Genomic DNA, 18,443 nt, shown 5'->3' on the forward strand with positions numbered 1-18,443 from the left:
AATAACGTCCCTTCGGGATTACATAATCAATATTTTGTTCGCTCATAGTGTTTGTGAGCGAAAGTACGCTGGATAGTTACCAATAATCAGGCTTGAGTCGTCTATCCCTATTTTAAAATGAATGTTTCACAAACAACGTTGTGCAAGTTTCACACGGACAAACGGAGTTTGTCCGTGCCACCCTGTTTGTTAATTCAGAAGATTCGCCAACGGTGAATTCTTTGAGTATAGGGACAATCCATACATTACCACCTCTATGCATTATATCTTTATTAGCACAGAAGTTTTTCAAAAAACTAAAGTGATACGAACTTCTTCAATAAAAAAAACCCCGCCAGTCTGCGGGGTTTTTTATTAATCAGAAATTGCCAAAATTCACAAAAACCGATCCGGAATGTAACCGGTTTATTATTAATACATATCTCCGTATCCGCCATATCCTCCACCCGGCGGCATGGGCGGCATCTTTTTCTTTTCCGGTATCTTACCAACAATAGCATCCGTTGTGAGGAGCAATGTGGAGATACTGGCGGCATTTTGTAGCGCCGTCCTGACTACTTTTGTTGGATCGATAATGCCTTCACTCACCATATCACAATACCGGTCAGCACTCGCATCATATCCTTCATTGCCTTTGGCCGTTTCAACGTTTTGCACAACAATTGCGGCATTTACCCCTGCATTGGTAGCAATTTGCCGTAAAGGCGCCCGCAATGCCCTGCGGACAATATCAACTCCTACGGCTTCGTCCCTGGACAGTTTCAGGGCGTCTAAAGCCGGAAGACACCGCAAAAGAGCTACACCTCCGCCTGGAAGTATACCCTCTTCAACAGCTGCACGGGTGGCATGGAGCGCGTCTTCCACACGGGCCTTTTTTTCCTTCATCTCGCTTTCGGTTGCAGCTCCCACATTAATCTGTACCACACCACCGGCCATTTTTGCCAGCCTTTCCTGGAGCTTTTCCCGGTCATAATCTGAAGTAGTTATCGAAATTTCTTTTTTAATCTGTTCAATACGGGCTTTGATATTTTTGCCCTCGCCTGCTCCTTCGATGACGATAGTATTTTCCTTATCAATTTCGATTTTCTTTGCACGACCAAGATCTTTGATTTGTATGGTTTCCATATTGATACCGAGATCTTCAAAAACCGCCTGTCCACCGGTCAAAATAGCAATATCTTCCAGCATGGCCTTGCGTTTGTCTCCAAACCCGGGTGCCTTTACTGCTGCACATTTCAGAGCACCGCGAAGTTTGTTGACTACCAAGAGGGTCAACGCCTCTCCTTCTATTTCTTCAGCAATAATTAAAAGGGGTTTCCCTGTTTGAGAAATCTTTTCTAAAAGCGGAACCAACACCTTTGCAGTAGTAATTTTCTTTTCGTGGATTAAAATATACGCATCTTCTAACACGCATTGCATCGTATTGGGATTCGTGACAAAATATGGTGACAAGTACCCTTTATCAAACTGCAGCCCTTCAATCCATTTTGCTTCGGTTTGCAGGCTTTTACCCTCTTCCACCGTTATCACCCCGTCTTTTCCGACTTTTTCCATAGAATCAGCGATAATCTTGCCAATTTCTTTGTCGTAATTCGAAGCAACGGTAGCAACTTGTTCAATCTCTTTTCGTCCCTTTGTTGCAATGCTCATTTCTTTCAATTTCTTTACGATGGCCTCAACAGCCTTATCAATACCACGTTTCAAAGCCATTGCATTCGCGCCTGCGGTTACATTTTTCAATCCTTCAACAAATATCGCTTCAGCAAGCACCGTTGCAGTCGTAGTGCCGTCACCGGCAACATCACTGGTTTTTGAGGCGACGGATTTTACCATCTGTGCACCGATATTTTGCATATGATCTGAAAGTTCAATTTCCTTTGCAACTGTAACCCCGTCCTTTGTTATGGTAGGCGAACCGAAACTTTTTTGTATGATAACATTGCGTCCCCGTGGTCCCAAAGTAATCTTCACGGCATCTGCCAGTTGCTTAACACCAAGCTTAACGGTATCAAGTGCGTCATGATCAAATACAATCTTTTTTGCCGACATATCAAAGTATCCTCCAAAATTTTCACTATCAATAAAAGCAAATCAAATATCTGGGGAAACATTAGCAAAATAAATGCCTATTATTTTATTTTGTAGTATTTTTATCTATATTGCTTCAATGATACGTAACTTATGATGTTTCAACAAAATAGACACCGTTACATCGGGATATGAAAAATAACGAGAGACACTTTTCAGTAAAAGGCGTGCCATTATGACAGTATTCACCGGTGACGAATTCTTGTTTATGTGTCAATTTGACAGACGTTTTGGTTTTTATATCGTTAATTGCAAACCCTGATTCGGCAGGCACAGAAAATATCTACCTCTTTTATGAAGGCGTCACAAAAGTGATTTCCTATGAATAACCCGGCAATGCTGATATGTTACAGTTCTATACTTTTTTCAACACCGATTTCATCGGTATAGTCATATGCCGGATAAAAATTTTTCTTACTGTTCTTATCACCACTTTTACCCGGGTTTATATTTATCCTACCATTCTTACTCACTTTTGGCACAGTACCAGAAACAAGCCCCGTGGCTTTTACAGCAATTGAAGAACCAGACCCGTCTCCATCGAGCTTGACCCTCCATGTAACCGCGCTACTTTCTCCAGCCTGCAAATATCCGATATCGATTCCGGGCACGCCCTCCAGCAAGAGCATTTTTGGGGGTAAGGTGATCTCTGCACGGACGTTGAATGCAGAATAGGCATGACAATCAAAAGGTTGCGGGCAGGGATAGGTAATCTCTGCAGTTACCTCTAGTACTGAACCGGCGGTTGTTTCACCGGTGGTATGAATGGTAACCGTCCAGGGCATCATTACGGCCCCCCAAAAAGGGTGATCGGTTCCATATCCCGTATAATTCCATGCATTTTCAAAGTCAGTCATGCTCCAGGTAATAATCCCATCAAGGTTTGTCGCTCTGGTTAAGTCACGCCCCCATGGATCCACAAAATAAACAACTCCTTTTTCTTCATCATACCCCACAATTATCCGATAATGCCCGGTATCATCATCTCGTGCATATTTCATGAGTAGAACTACAGGGATATTTTGAGTAATAAGTCTTTTAAGATCTGTCCACCACAGGCAGTCTGAAGCATAACTAAAAGAAGCATAACCCAAGGGTCTTTCTGAATATCCGGCTTTAGGAGCACTTTTAGGGAAGCATCGTCCCCGGGCTGCACTCAAACGACTAAAACAACCAGCTCGCACCATATCCCACGTATAAGTACCCATGGAAGAAGATCGCGTAACATCTGAGATGGCCTTTTGATCGATATCCTCGCTCCAGAAGTCGTATAGTATCTCAAGGGCTGCAGGACCGCAGGAAAAAACGGTAATTTGCTTGTGGTACGGCACACCAGCAATGAGATGTGTCTTCGGCAAACTTGCCGTTTCACCTGCACAAACCATTGGAGTGCAGAAACTCAAAAACGCTAAAACCGACAACCATATAATGCGCCTATATCTGATTCTCATTTTCTCTCATCCCTGTTCAGAATATGTTATGAGACAATCGTAATTCATCCGCTACGGCGTGTACTAAAAGCAAAAAGAGGCAAAGCCATTTGTTTCCGTTTACAGAGGAACAAATTCGCGCGTAATGTTACTTTTTGTATCTGATATATACTTGTTTTTCTGCCTCAACAGGTTTGTAATCTCATCCGCCTTCATAGGACAGTAGAACAGGTAACCCTGTACATAATCACAGTTATACAAACGCAACAGGTCTAATTGCCCTTGTGTTTCCACCCCTTCTGCAATTACTTTTATTTTAAGCGTGTGTGCCATATCGACAATCGATTTAACAATTGTTGATGCATCCGAACTGGTATCGATGTCCGAAATTAAAGACCGGTCAATCTTTAACGTACTGAAAGGAAGATGTTTCAGGCTGTTTATCGAAGAAAAGCCGATACCAAAATCATCCATCATGAGATGTATTTTCATTTTATTCAGTTCTTCAAATATTTCGAGGACAAGCCCTTTGCTCTCCATTACCGTACTTTCTGTGATTTCCAGTTCAAAGGCATCGGCAGGTAAGCCGGTATTTTTAATTATAGCGCCGATCTGCTCCGGTAATTCTTTGTGCCGGAATTGTAATAAGGATATGTTAACCGTGACGGTTATGGTTGAAAATCCCATGTCATGCCATATCTTGTTTTGAGCGCATGCCTCTTGTATTACCCAATAGCCGACTTTATCAATCTCCATGGTTTCCTCTGCCAAAGGAATAAACTCATCTGGTAAAATCAAACCCCGTTGCGGATGTTGCCAGCGAACGAGTGATTCCAGAGCAACAATCTCCATGGTTGCTAATGACACAATGGGTTGATAATAAATTACCAATTCTGACCGCTCGATAGCATGCCGTAGATCTGCCTCCAACTGTAAAAAGTTCATTGCATGGGCATGCATTTCTACATTAAATATTGCATACCGTGCCTTACCAAGCATCTTTGCCCGATACATTACCGTATCGGCATCCCGCAGAATGTCCTCCGGACGATTATACAGTTCCCCTTTCAGAACGATTCCAATACTGGCGGAGACAACGATTTTGTGCCCATCGAGAACAAAAGGAGCCTTCAAGGCTTCCAGAATTCTCTCTGCCACAAATTTTGCATTAAAATGGTCATCGACATTATCAAGAAGGATTGCAAACTCATCTCCTCCAAAACGTGCGACCGTATCGGATTTCCGCAGACAGTCTCTCAGTTTTTGTGCGATTAAGACCAGCAATTTATCTCCCGACAGATGTCCGAGGCTGTCATTTACAACCTTGAAACGGTCGAGATCGAGAAATAATACAGAAAACGTACTGTTTCTGTTTCTTTTTGAGTGTTCAAGCAATCGCTCCAATCGCTCCATGAACAGGTTCCTATTGGGCAGATTCGTTAACGTATCGTGAAATGCATTGTACCGTAGCTGATCGATAAGACGATTGCGTTCGGTAATATCACGTAAGATCCCTACGATTCCTATTTCTTTGTCGTTTATATCCTTCAGGATAGACGCAGACAGAAATGAGGGGAAAGTTTCTCCATTTTTTTTTCTTTTATTTATTTCTCCCTCAAACATCTTTTCTTTTAGTATTTTATCAATAACCTGTTTGGATTCCGCAGCATCGGCAAACAACATGCGGATAGATTTACCGACTACTTCTGACTTGCAATAGCCAAACATTTTTTCGGCAGACGGGTTAAATTCGGTAATTGTTAACTCTAAATTGGCTGCTACAATCATATCCAGCGAACATGCAACAAGATATTCCGAGTAATTTTTTGCTGATCTGACGGCTTCTTCTGCACGCTTGCGTTCAATGGCATGACGGATCGATTTTTCCAGCAGAGAAGAGTTTATCTGTCCCTTAATCAGGTAATCCGACGCCCCTTTTCTTATCGCCTCCATATCCACATGATAATCGTCCTGTCCAGTGAGTATGATGATAGGGGACTTGCACCCAAGGTTTATTGTTTTGTGCAAGAGTTCCAATCCGGTATGTTCGCCGTAACCAAGCCGATAATCAAAGAGATACACATCATACTGTTTGCCCTGGATCTTTTCCAATGCCTCGTCATAGGTTTTTGCCCAATCCAGTTCAGGTTTCCAGGTCGAAATTTCAGAAACTAATTCGCGAACTATCACATAATCATCTTCGTCGTCATCTACGAGAAGTATTTTTATCCGGTTAATGTTCATAATCTTTCTATTCCTTAATGTGGAAGTTCAACAATTTCGAACCAATATCTTGACAACCCCTTTACAATCATCACTAATGTTGTAAAGTCCGTTGGCTTGAGTACGTATGAATTTGCGCCCAAATCATATACGAGACTAATATCTTCAACCCTTTTTGACGTTGTCATGATAATAACGGGGATTCGCTTCAGGTCCGGGTCTGATTTGATTTCTCTTAAAGCGTCTTGTCCGTTTTTTCTGGGCATATTCAAATCGAGGAGAATAATAGCCGGGTGTGGCGCATTATTAGGCCGGGAGTGTTTCCTCCGTGCATGAAGATAATCCATTAACTCCTGACCATCCTCAACGTAATGAATCACATGGTGCACGCCAGCTTCTTCAAATGCGTCTTTGAGTATGAGACGATCGTCAGGATCGTCTTCCGCTATTAAGATAGTAAATGGCTTCCTGGTGTTTTTCATCTTCTTTTCCTTTTATCTGGTCTACCGGTAATACAATAACAAACTTCGCTCCTTTCCCGGGAGCGCTTGTTGCGGTAATAGTACCACCGTGACGCTCCACAATTTTTCTGCAAAGCGATAGTCCTATACCCGTTCCTTCATATTCATCGCGCCTGTGCAGCCGTTGAAAAATTCCGAATATGTACTCGGCATATTTCTCATCAAACCCAATTCCATTATCTGCGACTGTAATCTCGCAAAATCCATTGTGGTGAGAAGTCTGGGTATGATCTTGTTTTAAGCTCCCGAGGCATTGTGCCTGTATCTCTATATGGGGGGGTACATCTTTGAGATGGTATTTCAGGGCATTCCCGATGAGATTTTGAAATAATTGGCGCATTTGAACAGCATCCGCATTAATAACCGGCAAATTCCCAACGTTTATACATCCTTTTGTCCTTTCTATTTGGATTTCCAAATCGTTGATTACATCCTGAACTATCTTTGCAAGATCAACCGGAGTAAACAAACTGTTCTGTGTAGCAACCCTCGAGTAGGCGAGAAGATCCGTGATAAGTGTTTGCATGCGCCTTGACGCATTTCTCATACGTTCTATGTAATCACGCCCTTCATTATTCAAAACCTCTCCATGCTTCATGACCAATCGGTCACTAAATACCATTACCTTTCGCAACGGTTCCTGCAGGTCGTGAGAAACGATATAGGCAAACTGCTCCAAATCCTTATTGGAACGGATAATTTCCCTGGTTTTTTCTTCGAGCGCTTTTTCTATCTGCTTTCGGGTAGCAATTTCCTGCAACAGTTTTTCATTGGTATCCATAAGTTCCTTATTGTGCGATTCTATTGCACAACGATATGCCCGTAAACGGCTAATCATATTATTAAAAACCGTTGCAAGATCTGAAATTTCATCGTTCGTATGAACATGAACAACATGTTCAAATACTCCATCGGATACTTTTTTTGTTATCAAACTCAATCTTTCGATAGGGGCAGTAATTCTCTTCGTAAGAAAAAGGGTTAACATAATGCCGACAAATATAAATAAAAGGGTAAAGGCCGAAGTAGATATCTGGAATTGTCTTATCCTTTTGTAAAGATTTTGAAGAGATAATCCGAGATGAACATACCCGATAATCTCCTGATTTCCATTCTTTCCCGTGGTTAACAAGTCATCCGCTGATTTATTATTAATAAGACCAATTACCGGCGATAAGACGCTAATATATCGATTCCCATCCTCCGTATTAATAAATTCTTCATGGAGGAGCGGTGGGGGGAAACTGGAATTTGCCATATTCGTTGCCGGAGCCGGCGGAATTATCAATCCGGATTTAAAGCTTTTACACATGAGTTGTCTCTTTCTTTTATCAAGAAAGCATACATAGGCAATATCTTCATCTACTTCCAGGCTCTCAATTGTCTGCCTCATGGATTCCCTGTCCCCGGTGTAGATACTATATTCACTCGTTTGTGACACCATGCTGGCAATGATCAAGCCATGATTTACAAGGCTGCGATATATGTGAGAGGTGGTATTTCGTATGATGAAATAACTGATTCCTGCCGAAGTTACCAAAATAATGAAAATGGTTAAAAGGTTAAATTTCATTACAATGCTTACGCGTCTCTTTTTTTTAGTTACCTGTGTGGTGGACATAATCATTCGTCATAAATTTGATATGCATCATGAATATACTTTTCCTGAAACACGACCTTCATACGTCTGGCCGTTCTCAGATTCAGAACATAACGCAAGTTTCGAGGAAAAGAGACAGGGACAGAAATCACCTCAACCCCCTGCTGTATTTTAATGGCCTTCTCTCCGCATTGCACACCGATATCATAAAAATCATATTCCAGGGAGTAAAGCGCTCCAGCCTTTACCCATGCGGAAGAAAGACCACAGAATGGTATCTGATTTCTAAAGGAAAACAATAGTATTTGCTTCGCTGTGAGTGAATTATATACCAGCGGGTCATTTATTCCCCACAAGATATCAATGTCGTTTGCTAAAATTTTCAGCGCTGCAGGAATATCTTTTGGCGAATGGATTTCGACTGGCTTAAACTCGAGTCCCATCGTCTTTGCTACTCTTGTGGCAGATCGGATATTCTCCTGATTCTCCGCCGGATTGTACATAACCCCAATTTTTCTTACATCCGGAAGAAACTTTTTTAACCAGGAGAACTGTATTTCTGCCGGAAAGCTCAATATTACCCCTGTGACATTACGAGCATGCTTTATAGCGCTATCATCAAGAATAAAGGTTGCAATAATAGGTATATCAGTAAACATCCTGATGACTTCCACCACGGGAGTAGTCCCAACAGTGAATATTACATCAGGATTGATTTTTTTGATAGTATCAAGGATTTGCGCTGTTTGTTCTTTTTCACCTTCTATGACAAAGACACTGTATTTTACATGTCTTTTTTGTTCCGTAACTGTTTTCTGAAAACCGTCAATCACCTCTTTGTAAGGAGATTCGTTACGGCCGGCAAGCACAGCAATTTGGTATTCGTTTGCTAAGGTTGCGGGAATGCCGGCGCATAAAACAGAGAGCATCGTAACAAACACCCTGAAAATGATAGGCATTTTTCTTCTGTGCATAGTTTGTGTTGCTTATTCATACCTAAAATGCGTACGTAATCCTGATGCGAAATGTCCTGCCAAATTGCTCAATGGAATCCTCTGTGTGCTCTTCACCACCCGGGTCTTCGTATTTATTATTTAACAAATTAAAAATGCCTCCCGAGAGCTCCAATGTCTTGAAAATATTCCGGCTATACAGTGTTACATTTGTAACAAAAACGTCCTTCACAGAATTACGTAAAATTGTTTTCCGGCTGCTTTTATACTGCTCTTCTCCGCTTAAAAAGAGTCTTCTTTTGATCAGCGGAACAATCATATTGAACTTCGCCAGGTGTTTGGGAGAATTTACCATGACTTTCCCGGTATCGTCCTCTCTGGCTTCCTGAAGACTATAACTTGCCCTCCCCTCAAATCCATTTTCCCATTTTCCTTCCAGTTCAAATTCCAAGCCTTTTGCATGAACTCCCTTTACATTATCAAACATCTGTAAACCGTCGTTAGGATCGTTTTTTAGGGAGATGAAATCGTCTATAGAATTATAAAAACCAACAACTGTTCCACGCAGATGTTTCCCTAAATACTGCTCGTAAATGGCCTCATAGGAATGAATGGTCTCGGGATTAAGACCGGGATTGGCCTTTTGGGAAGTGCCGTCTCCATAATAAAGTTCGTAGGCATTGGGTTCACGAAATGCCCTGCCATAAACAAACTTAAAAGTCGTTTTCTCAAAAGGAGTATAAATCAGGGCTGCACGGGGATTGGCAGTCCCACCAAAGGTTTCAAAATAATCAAAACGAACGCCGGCCTGCAAGGTCAGGAAATCGGTAATGGTAAACTCATCCTGAATATACGTTGCCCAATAATTCGATTGGCGTTTGTCATCAAGGATGGTACCATCTGTGCTGTGAGCATAGAAGCGCTGGTCCTGCTGCATATTATGCCGGGAATCCAGGCCAAAGGTGCATTTGTGCTTTTCAAGAAATGTTTTGGTTAACTGCATCTCTCCTTGTAGCCATTGACTATCAATATCATCAGAATATTTTAATTTTCCTGTTGATGCTTCAGAATAATAATCATCATTATACTTATAAAAATTATAGCTGACCCTGGACAGCAAGTGTACCTGGTTACCAAATGTGTGATCATACTTCAAATCGGCCCAGCCCCGTTCATCTGCGGTAAAATAACGTTCGTTAAAGATCGTTTGATAGGGAGCAGTTGGAACATCCTTTTCTCTCCTATGGTAATTTAATTGCAAGGAAAGATCACGATACGAAAATCCAGCAAAAATATTTTTAAACTGATCGTTGTCAAGATTTTCTGCAATACCATTATTATTTTTGGGCTGGTCGAACTCTTTAAAAAAAAGCCGATCGTCCCCTTCGCTATCGTAGTAAGAGCCGGAAATTATCATTTCAAGACCATTGTGAAATTTCTCACCGTAGCTCATACGGGTCTTGTAAGTCTCATAATTACCAGCTTCTCCGGATACCTCGGTACCTCTAAAATCTCTGCCCTGCCTGGTGATCACGTTGATCACTGCAAAAAATGCATTTGTACCATAGAGCGAAGAACCAGAACCGCGGATAATCTCGATACGTTCAATAAGACCAATATCGATAGGAAAATCGGTGCCAATAGGCGCCTGGTCATAAACAACATCATTTATTCTATGCCCATCGATAAGGAGGAGGATACGGGTGTTGTAATCCCCCGGTAACCCAAAGCCTCTTACCCCTACATAATGATAGTTTCTGTCATAGGTAACATAGAATCCGCGCACACTCCGTAAAATTTCTGAAAAATTCCAGTACCCATATTTTTTGATCTCCTCCGCCGTTATAATACTCACGGAGGAGGGCGCTTCGGTTATCTTTTGCTCATATTTTGAAGCGCTATATACGGAGGGGATTTCCTGGAAAAGTATCGATTCTTCACTTATCGACGTCGATTCCGGGAGTTGTTCACATTCTGCCAAACGCAGTGAAGACAAAAAAAAGAGGGGAATTATAACAAGAAATGTTCGAAACTTTCCATGTACTGGAGAAAAGAAAAAATATTTCATTTTATTACAAATACTTAACATTCCCGGTTCTACATGTTATAAATTTTATACGAGAATTTCGAAGATGTGCATACGTAGTTGTTTCAAAGATGCCATCTAAGAAATTTAACCGAAAAACGAGTTTTGTCTTTTCGTTTTTTTCATCCATGAAAGGACATTGTATTTGTTGGCAATACTATAATAATATCATTACGATAGTTCAACTAAAATAATTGGGAAAATTTCTTTGTCCGGAAGAATGGCGAGTATATAAAGGCGTATTACGGAGTATCGTGTTCGGCGGGGAGATAATTTTTGTCTTTGATTCCGGGTATTTAGGGTGTTGAAAACGCCGTGCAGAAAAACTGACAGGAATTATGATATTTCGGAATCTTGTTTGATGGAGAACGAAGGGAATCTTCGCTCTCCGTCAAACCATGCATGCTCTTATTGCATTGCTGTCGTTACTTTTTGGTGTGCATTCAGGAGTGTTTTTTCCTCCATAAATGAAAGACACAGAAGGCAAACGAGGGATACGAAGATGTAGCCGAGCGAATAATTGTCGGTGTAATCTTTAATAGTGCCTAAAATTATAGGAAGAAAGAAGCCCCCAAGACCTCCTGCCGCCCCTACCAGACCACCCACAGCCCCCGTATCTTTGGGAAAATATTCTGCAACGAGTTTGTATACAACGCCGTTGCCAATGCCCAGACAGGTTCCCATAATATAGAACACAGCGAGTGAGACTGTCAGCGATACGTTTAAATTAAGGAATATCGCAATAACAAGTACAATTACGGTAAGAAGTACCATTATTTTTCTTCCATTGAATCTGTCGCCAAGGAACCCACCCAAAATTCGGGTAAACGATGACAGAAATACAAATATCGATGTGAATCCACCGGCCTTTATCGGTGAAATGTTGTAAAAATCACAAAGATAAGATGGCAACCATATCGAAAAGCACACGAAGAATCCAAAGAACATAAAATAAAACAGACAAAAGATCCAGGCCAACCTGGATGATTTATAGAGTTTTAATTTGTCGCTTAAAGTAGAAACTTTTACACCTGCCGGCTTTGGGGCATTTGATGTAAAAAACCAATAGACAAATGCCATAAAGAGTAAGGGAAATGCGTAAATGATAAATGCCTTATTCCATCCCAAAGATTCTGCAATAAACGGTGCTCCAAAAGCTGAAAGGGCAGTACCCGCGTTACCCACGCCGTAGACGCCGAGTGCAAAGCCTTGCATCTTTTTTGGATACCATTCTGAGACATGCGGAATTCCTATGGAAAAGGAAGAGCCTATTAAACCAAAAAAGAATCCGCCTATCAACAACATGCTATAACTACGCGCAAAACCCGTAAAAAAAAGAGATATGAATCCGAACAGCAGCATAATGGTAAAAACGAGCCTTCCACCAAACCTGTCTGTAACAATACCCATAGGAATTTTTGCGAGAGAACCAAGTAGTACCGGAGTTGCAAGTAATAATCCTACCGATGTGGAAGACAGGTTAAATTCTGCCTGAAAATATATTGCTAAAGGGGCAAACAATGTCCAACCCGCAAAGCATAGTGCAAATGCTACGGTCGCAAGAATCATTACCCTTAAATTGCCATTTGGTGTTTGTGTCGATTCATTTGCTGACATATTCATAAAAAAAATCTCCTGACTATGAAAAGGTATCGTCATCGTAAAATAATCATGATTTTACTGACGATAACAAAAAAGACTACAGTTCAAACAACTGTTAACATGGATATAAATACTGAAAAGGTTTAAATTCGGCCTTCATCAAGGCAAAACAACCATACATTTGGAAAATCCCAAGAATAGCAATGTTTGCCGTTCTTATGTTTTTCAAAAAACTAAAATTGTTACATCCAGGGCACTTTACACCACGAGTATCGATATCAGTTATGGCGTCATCATAAATGCTCCTATTCATAGCAGCCCTTGTGTCCTTTATATCATCAAGCGTTTGAACGTCCCTTTTGATAAACGAACTTATTCGGGAAAACCTCTTCATATCAAACATTTTTTATTGTTTTAACTCCCATGTCATTCCTGGCTTATCTGTTGATTGTGTCGTATTACTTTCAACAGACCCTTCTTTCTTATTTTCCAGGTTATTGGTACTTTCAGATTTAAGTATGGGAAGCTCCTTTTTAAACTTAGAGATCTTGCTCTTGATGAAATCAGCATCCCTCTGTATTATAAGTGAGCCCAATGTATTTAACGGGTTGTGTACTTTGTATTTTTGCTCCCGAAGATATCCGCGTTCTTTCCTCAATTCGTAGTTATCAAGGATTGCTATAATAAAACCAATGGTGATGATGCATGTTATTCCCAGTAAAGCCTTATGAGGTACAGACAAATTTTTGATCATATAGCCTGCACTTAATTTTCTGTAAATCAATATTGCCATTGCAAACGCCGGAATGAGCATTACGATCATAAGCGACTTTGTCATCGAGCTAATATTATCCAATGCCCCAAAAGCTTCATCAGCATCAATTTCAACAATCAGTCCCATATTAAAGTCCTTCAGCCAACTCCATGCACCAACGACTTTTAGTCCACTGTAATCCCTGTATCCGTCCAGATTACAGCCGCTTGCTTTTTCCGTGATGCACCTCTTTACACCTTTTGTAATTATCAGATTGTCAGGATCTGCGACAACGTGACACGTTTTGCAAGTATCGCCGGTATTTTTCATATGTTCCGAAAACCTTGACTGCGTCATCATGACCCCTTCCTTATTTACCAGATATGATTTTCCGGTTTTCCCCAGCAAGGCATTCCTCATACCATAATTTAGCATAGAAGTGTCCATCCATAACACAATAGCACCAATCACATCACGGTTTTCGTCTTTAATGGGATACGACAAAAAGAGGGAAGGTATATCGACATCTTTTCCACCCTGGCTATTGTCACCGGGAGAAAAATGGATTACATTAGAAAAATATGTTTTCCCGTCATACAGGGTTTCCTGGATATTGCGGAATGCCTTCTCTTTCATAATATTCCTGCCAACCATAAATTTTTCAGTTTCAGTCGTCATGCGAACGATACCTGCGCCATCGCAAACAAAAACCCCTTTATATCCGTAATCGACCTTTGTGCATTCCATCTGCGTTTCCAACCTGAGATATTCATGATCATTTTTCCCATTTATGAGACTTGCAAATTTTTCATCACCGTGAATCAACAAAGTGGTGAGAATGGCGTCTGATATGCCCCTGGCATGCGATTCCTTTTCAGACCGCAAGAGCATTAGCATATCTTTTTGTTTGTTGAGTATACCCTCCAGGTTCCGTTCTATCCCCTGTTTCAGTTCTGCGCTTGCCTTTGGAAATGCAATGATTCTAAATAAAACCAGGGGAAGCATCCCAAAAAAAAACAAAAGTAATAATGACTGTGACAATTTGTTTTTTTAATATCTCTATCATTTTTTTACCCTCTTTAAGGGAGAAATACATACCCTATAAAGTATAAAATTCTGTTAATTTCAATAAGATGTACCTCAGTATCCGTTATTAAAAAGCCTGGCAATTGTCTTTTATTTAAATGAAAGGAGTCTATTATAATAATGAAATATTATATGTCAATAAATTAGTAATGTTGTCAAGCGGAGATCTGATAAATACCCGCATTTGTATCGCTGTCATGCGTCAATACCGCTGTAATTTCCTAACATTGAGCCCTGTTATCTTTACTGCCACCTTTCCTAAATATCACATAACGCAGCAAAGCCGCAACCCAATCCCCCCCTTTCGTTCGACGGATCGCTCACAACGAAGTCAAGGGATGCGAAGGGGGGGTAAAAAAACTTACAAAAAAAAGAAGGTTTTTACACGGTAAAACTATAAATACCTTTAGAAAGAGTGTGCAGAAAACACCAATCCCTTGATGCTCTTTCCTCGCGTTGCTTCCCTTTGTTTTTCATTCGTATCCTGTCCACTTCCTCCGGGAGAAGTACCCTTTCACCCATCTGAAAATCTATTCCTGTATGTTGTCTTTTGAACGAATTTCCCTACTGTCATCTTACCCACAGCCCAGTCAAACTCCGGTACGTCTCCGGCGGCATTCCCTTCACCGGCTCCGTTTCAGGAGTTTAAAGGGTTATATACACTAGATGCCAGAATCTCTTGCATTGCACATGTCACTTTCTGGAAGTCGCTTCTGGATAAAATCCGTTAAATTCTTGCGGCAGTAATTTGTTACATGCGAGGGAAATCGTCCAGAAGCGGCGTCCCCTGGTTTCCACTCGAAATTGATAACCAAGCCCTCTTGTGATGCCATTTATGCAAGAGGTTATCCACTTATCGCCCTTCTTTTTTTATCACATGAAAATTTATTTTGACAGTCTCAGAAAGTTTTATTACATTGTACGCATGAAAACACAAATCTCTTCTACTAATTATTTGTACGATCTGCTCATAAAGAAGCAACACACTTCCGAAATCATACGCGCTCAAATTATCACTATTAAGGAAGAAACCAAAGAGAAGGTGGTTAAAGAGCCATTGAAAGCCTTTGTTGTTAGATTTAAAGGGCAGGTCATTGATACCTCCTTTGAGAAAACCCTCAAGATTATTTCAAAACACCTCTTTGTTAAAAGCAATATTGACACGATCAATACCTTTAAAGAACAGGGTTATGTAGAAGCAACGATGACCGCAACACAAACAGAGACCGAGTCCCTCATTCATTATCTCATGAAGCCCCGTGTCGTATTGCATTATAAGAAAGGAATTGAAAAGGGCGCAAGTAACTTCCTGATCATCGATGAAACAGAACAAGGCCAAACGGATAATTGTGCACCGGATTATCTCCATCGCAATTATATTACCGGTGCCGAATCATGTGAAAAGTACACGGGACGGCTAGGTGATTATTTGGTTCTCAATGGATTGCCATTAACTTCTGAAAAAATAGGCAGGGAACTCCGATTCAATAAAATCGAAACGAAGAATAAGGTCTTTACAACAACGGGATTGAAGGAAATCTACGTAAATCTCTATTTTATTTCTTTAATCCTTAAATTAGATTTAGAACAACATTATCTAAAGCTGAGGATTTTTCATTTTCAGGAGAGCGACATTAAAGCGGTTGAAGAAAAAATTGATGCGCTTGGCTTTTTTGCTGATATTTATAATCTTATAGCTTCAAAAGATAATCCCCTGTTATTTAATAAAGACTTATCCTTGGACTTAATAAGGCTTGAACACATCATCGAGAATGATAATTGGACGGCTATTCCAGCATATGCAGGCTATATTTATTCGGCATCTAACAGACTGAATGATCAATTTAAGCTTCTGGAAGAATACAGCTTGTTTTTAACGTATGCCAACTGTATTGAAAAGTTTATCGTGCGGTTAACAAAAAAATTCATGAAGTATAAACCGGACATTCGCAGTGAACAGGAAAATTTAACCGCAAACTATCACGAGTTAAAAAAATTACAAACTATTTCAAAGCATGAGACACTGCAAAATGATTATCAGGAATTGCTGAATTCTTTTGGCAAACTTCTTGCCTATCTCGATTTTTTAATGATACGTGATACGAACACAAGCGCATCTGGAGAGCAAAAAACGATTCATCTTGCTGAAAAACCCGTAAAAAAATTTGGTGCCTTTTTGAAAAAATGCATCGAGTCTGTTTTTCCCATAACGATCGATATTTCCACGAAACCGACTTTCCGTCAAGACCAAGTTTCAGAACCGGAAAAAGGAGACATTCAACAACTTATCGGAAAGTTTAATGCAAATTTGGAAAAGCTATCGAAATTAAGGACTCTTTCAGGGAAAGATGCCTTTTTAGAGGCGAGGATGTCTGTGCCTCAGCTTACCAGTTTGTCCCATATCCTTGACGAGTTGAAAGAATTAATGAGAAATATTGAGAGAAGAAAGGACGTTCAGGATCCGCTGAAGGCCATTTTCGCTAAATCCAATAAATTTGAAACACTCTACAACGATATAAGCGCCCTGGTCATAAGAGAAAATGTTCAGGATCAGGAATTTCTTCATGGTTTATTGGCAGAAGTACAGAGACTTCTCTTTAATAAACCGTTGAAGAAGAATGCTTACAAAAAGATTATCAACACTGTTCAATCTATCGAAGACTTTATTGTTAGCAAAGGTACTTCTGTAAAGACGACAAATAGCAGTTCTCATGCTTTTATGTCAGAGCTGCATCAAAATCCCGTTTTAAAAAATCTGACGGATATTAAGACAGGGCTTAAAAATATTATGGAAACGGAAACTCTCACACGCAGAGTCGATAGTTTTAAAAATGACGCTGAATTTTTTTCTTACAGCGCAAAAGAACTGGATGGATTTCTGGCAGAGATTGAAAAGTTTCACGAGGAATTAAAAGACACGTGCTATTATCAAAATCTATCTGCATTTGAAGTTATAGAGAACCGTCTTGACAATTTAATCAATGCAGTAAAAGATATTGACCATCGAATTTCGTCTTACACCAGGGATAAAGACAAAAAAATTTCCAAAGAACCGGACGTCAACATCGATTATTTAAAAAGTTCTCAGTTATTTAAAAAAAATCTGGAAAAGGCGATCCTTATTTTGCAAAATCAGATTGCTCAGACTGAAGCATTTATGCACGATATTGAAAACAATTTGTATCGTCATTCGTTTATTCATTCAGGCGTGGCAACCAGCGTCCTCTTTGACCAAATAACATATTTGCTAAGCAATATTGATGTTCGATTGATTGACTTAACGCAATCAATGGAAGATATGTTTAAAGAAAGTGTCAGCACCATATTTCATTACCAAGTGGGAGAAGTTTTTAAAGAACCGCAAAAAGAGGAAGTCGAGGATCTCATGAAAGAAGTCGATAAAAGAGCGGTTGTCAGAGAATACAAAAATGACAAGATCTGATCCGTTATGCTTTGCGAATAGAAGACGAAATACATCATTTTTCTTAAAAATATAATGCATAAACAGACAATACACACTGATTATAATGAGCTGCCGTTAATTGATCTTAACGCACCAAAAGCATTCAGTTCCAGGAACAGGGCAGGAACAGTTGCTTCAAACGATAGCATTATGCAAGATCTGGAGGATGCGAAAAGAATACTTGAACTTGCCGGTTTACGTATCAATTTTTCTTCAGAACATGTAATTGATGCCACGGAGAAATGTCTGATTGAAGTGCTGCCTTCTCGCAACAATATACCTACGCTATCAAGTTCTGATAGCGGCACTAGGCAGAAGTCGATTCGAAAACCGCATTACTCACATCTTTTACTATACAACAATACCCCGGTCTTTCAAGTGGCTTGTTGCCTGCCTTTAAAAGTGCTTGCTGCCAGTCTGGATGGTAATCCTGTTTTCGGAAGGGTTTTGTTCTCCAGTCACTCGGAAGAAAACGGCGGGAAGTTGGTTTACGAATTCCAGAATAAGGGCACAGAAATAATTATCGACTTACAGCGCGGAGAAAGCCAGCGTGTACAGCGATATCTATTCAGAATGGTGTGATTTAAGACTAGATAAATTTGCGCTTTAAAAAAATTTTGTCATAAAAAAAATCCTT

Annotated in this window: 11 protein-coding genes; 2 read left to right on the forward strand and 9 right to left on the reverse strand. The window is 40.3% G+C overall.

What is annotated here, in order from left to right; all coding sequences use genetic code 11:
* Window positions 1-411: 411 nt before the first annotated feature.
* The 9 genes from groL to BIY37_RS09835 form a co-directional block, all read right to left on the reverse strand.
* Window positions 412-2,049, reverse strand: coding sequence for a chaperonin GroEL (gene groL, locus BIY37_RS09790; RefSeq protein WP_070067664.1), 1,638 nt, complete (start codon window positions 2,047-2,049; stop codon window positions 412-414).
* Window positions 2,050-2,435: 386 nt separating this feature from the next.
* On the reverse strand, window positions 2,436-3,539 hold the full coding sequence (locus BIY37_RS09795; protein ID WP_070067665.1) for a C39 family peptidase: 1,104 nt from the start codon (window positions 3,537-3,539) through the stop codon (window positions 2,436-2,438).
* A gap of 99 nt (window positions 3,540-3,638) precedes the next feature.
* On the reverse strand, window positions 3,639-5,762 hold the full coding sequence (locus BIY37_RS09800; protein ID WP_070067666.1) for a GGDEF domain-containing response regulator: 2,124 nt from the start codon (window positions 5,760-5,762) through the stop codon (window positions 3,639-3,641).
* Between the two features lie 14 nt (window positions 5,763-5,776).
* Window positions 5,777-6,223: a response regulator gene (locus tag BIY37_RS09805; RefSeq protein WP_070067667.1), complete on the reverse strand. Its 447-nt coding sequence runs from the start codon at window positions 6,221-6,223 to the stop codon at window positions 5,777-5,779.
* Complete coding sequence (locus tag BIY37_RS09810) at window positions 6,171-7,883, reverse strand: sensor histidine kinase (protein WP_179129358.1); 1,713 nt, start codon at window positions 7,881-7,883, stop codon at window positions 6,171-6,173. The genes BIY37_RS09805 and BIY37_RS09810 overlap by 53 nt, the downstream gene beginning before the upstream one ends.
* 2 nt (window positions 7,884-7,885) lie before the next feature.
* A complete protein-coding gene (locus BIY37_RS09815; RefSeq protein WP_179129359.1) occupies window positions 7,886-8,821 on the reverse strand; it encodes an ABC transporter substrate-binding protein in 936 nt (311 codons plus the stop codon).
* Window positions 8,822-8,858: 37 nt separating this feature from the next.
* A complete protein-coding gene (locus tag BIY37_RS09820) occupies window positions 8,859-10,796 on the reverse strand; it encodes a TonB-dependent receptor plug domain-containing protein (RefSeq protein WP_230402494.1) in 1,938 nt (645 codons plus the stop codon).
* 513 nt (window positions 10,797-11,309) lie between these two features.
* Window positions 11,310-12,524, reverse strand: coding sequence for an MFS transporter (locus BIY37_RS09825; RefSeq protein WP_179129361.1), 1,215 nt, complete (start codon window positions 12,522-12,524; stop codon window positions 11,310-11,312).
* Between the two features lie 385 nt (window positions 12,525-12,909).
* Window positions 12,910-14,298, reverse strand: a complete 1,389-nt coding sequence (locus BIY37_RS09835; RefSeq protein WP_070067672.1) for a cache domain-containing protein — start codon at window positions 14,296-14,298, stop codon at window positions 12,910-12,912.
* Window positions 14,299-15,268: 970 nt separating this feature from the next.
* Between BIY37_RS09835 and BIY37_RS09840 the strand changes: the two genes are divergently transcribed.
* Together BIY37_RS09840 and BIY37_RS09845 are read left to right on the forward strand one after the other, a co-directional pair.
* Entirely contained in the window at window positions 15,269-17,785 is a 2,517-nt protein-coding gene (locus tag BIY37_RS09840) for a hypothetical protein (RefSeq protein ID WP_143299240.1), read from the forward strand.
* Window positions 17,786-17,956: 171 nt separating this feature from the next.
* A complete protein-coding gene (locus tag BIY37_RS09845; RefSeq protein ID WP_143299241.1) occupies window positions 17,957-18,388 on the forward strand; it encodes a hypothetical protein in 432 nt (143 codons plus the stop codon).
* The last annotated feature ends 55 nt before the right edge of the window (window positions 18,389-18,443 follow it).

Origin of the sequence: Candidatus Brocadia sapporoensis (assembly GCF_001753675.2) — a bacterium.
GTDB classification, from domain to species: Bacteria; Planctomycetota; Brocadiia; order Brocadiales; family Brocadiaceae; genus Brocadia; species Brocadia sapporoensis.

What these genes read in the sequence shown, in the direction of transcription:
- groL (WP_070067664.1), bottom strand. Translation starts at nt 2,049, where the DNA reads ATGTCGGCAAAAAAGATTGTATTTGATCATGACGCACTTGATACCGTT.
- BIY37_RS09845 (WP_143299241.1), top strand. Translation starts at nt 17,957, where the DNA reads ATGCAAGATCTGGAGGATGCGAAAAGAATACTTGAACTTGCCGGTTTA.
- BIY37_RS09815 (WP_179129359.1), bottom strand. Translation starts at nt 8,821, where the DNA reads ATGCCTATCATTTTCAGGGTGTTTGTTACGATGCTCTCTGTTTTATGC.
- BIY37_RS09825 (WP_179129361.1), bottom strand. Translation starts at nt 12,524, where the DNA reads ATGAATATGTCAGCAAATGAATCGACACAAACACCAAATGGCAATTTA.
- BIY37_RS09800 (WP_070067666.1), bottom strand. Translation starts at nt 5,762, where the DNA reads ATGAACATTAACCGGATAAAAATACTTCTCGTAGATGACGACGAAGAT.
- BIY37_RS09805 (WP_070067667.1), bottom strand. Translation starts at nt 6,223, where the DNA reads ATGAAAAACACCAGGAAGCCATTTACTATCTTAATAGCGGAAGACGAT.
- BIY37_RS09795 (WP_070067665.1), bottom strand. Translation starts at nt 3,539, where the DNA reads ATGAGAATCAGATATAGGCGCATTATATGGTTGTCGGTTTTAGCGTTT.
- BIY37_RS09810 (WP_179129358.1), bottom strand. Translation starts at nt 7,883, where the DNA reads ATGTCCACCACACAGGTAACTAAAAAAAAGAGACGCGTAAGCATTGTA.
- BIY37_RS09840 (WP_143299240.1), top strand. Translation starts at nt 15,269, where the DNA reads ATGAAAACACAAATCTCTTCTACTAATTATTTGTACGATCTGCTCATA.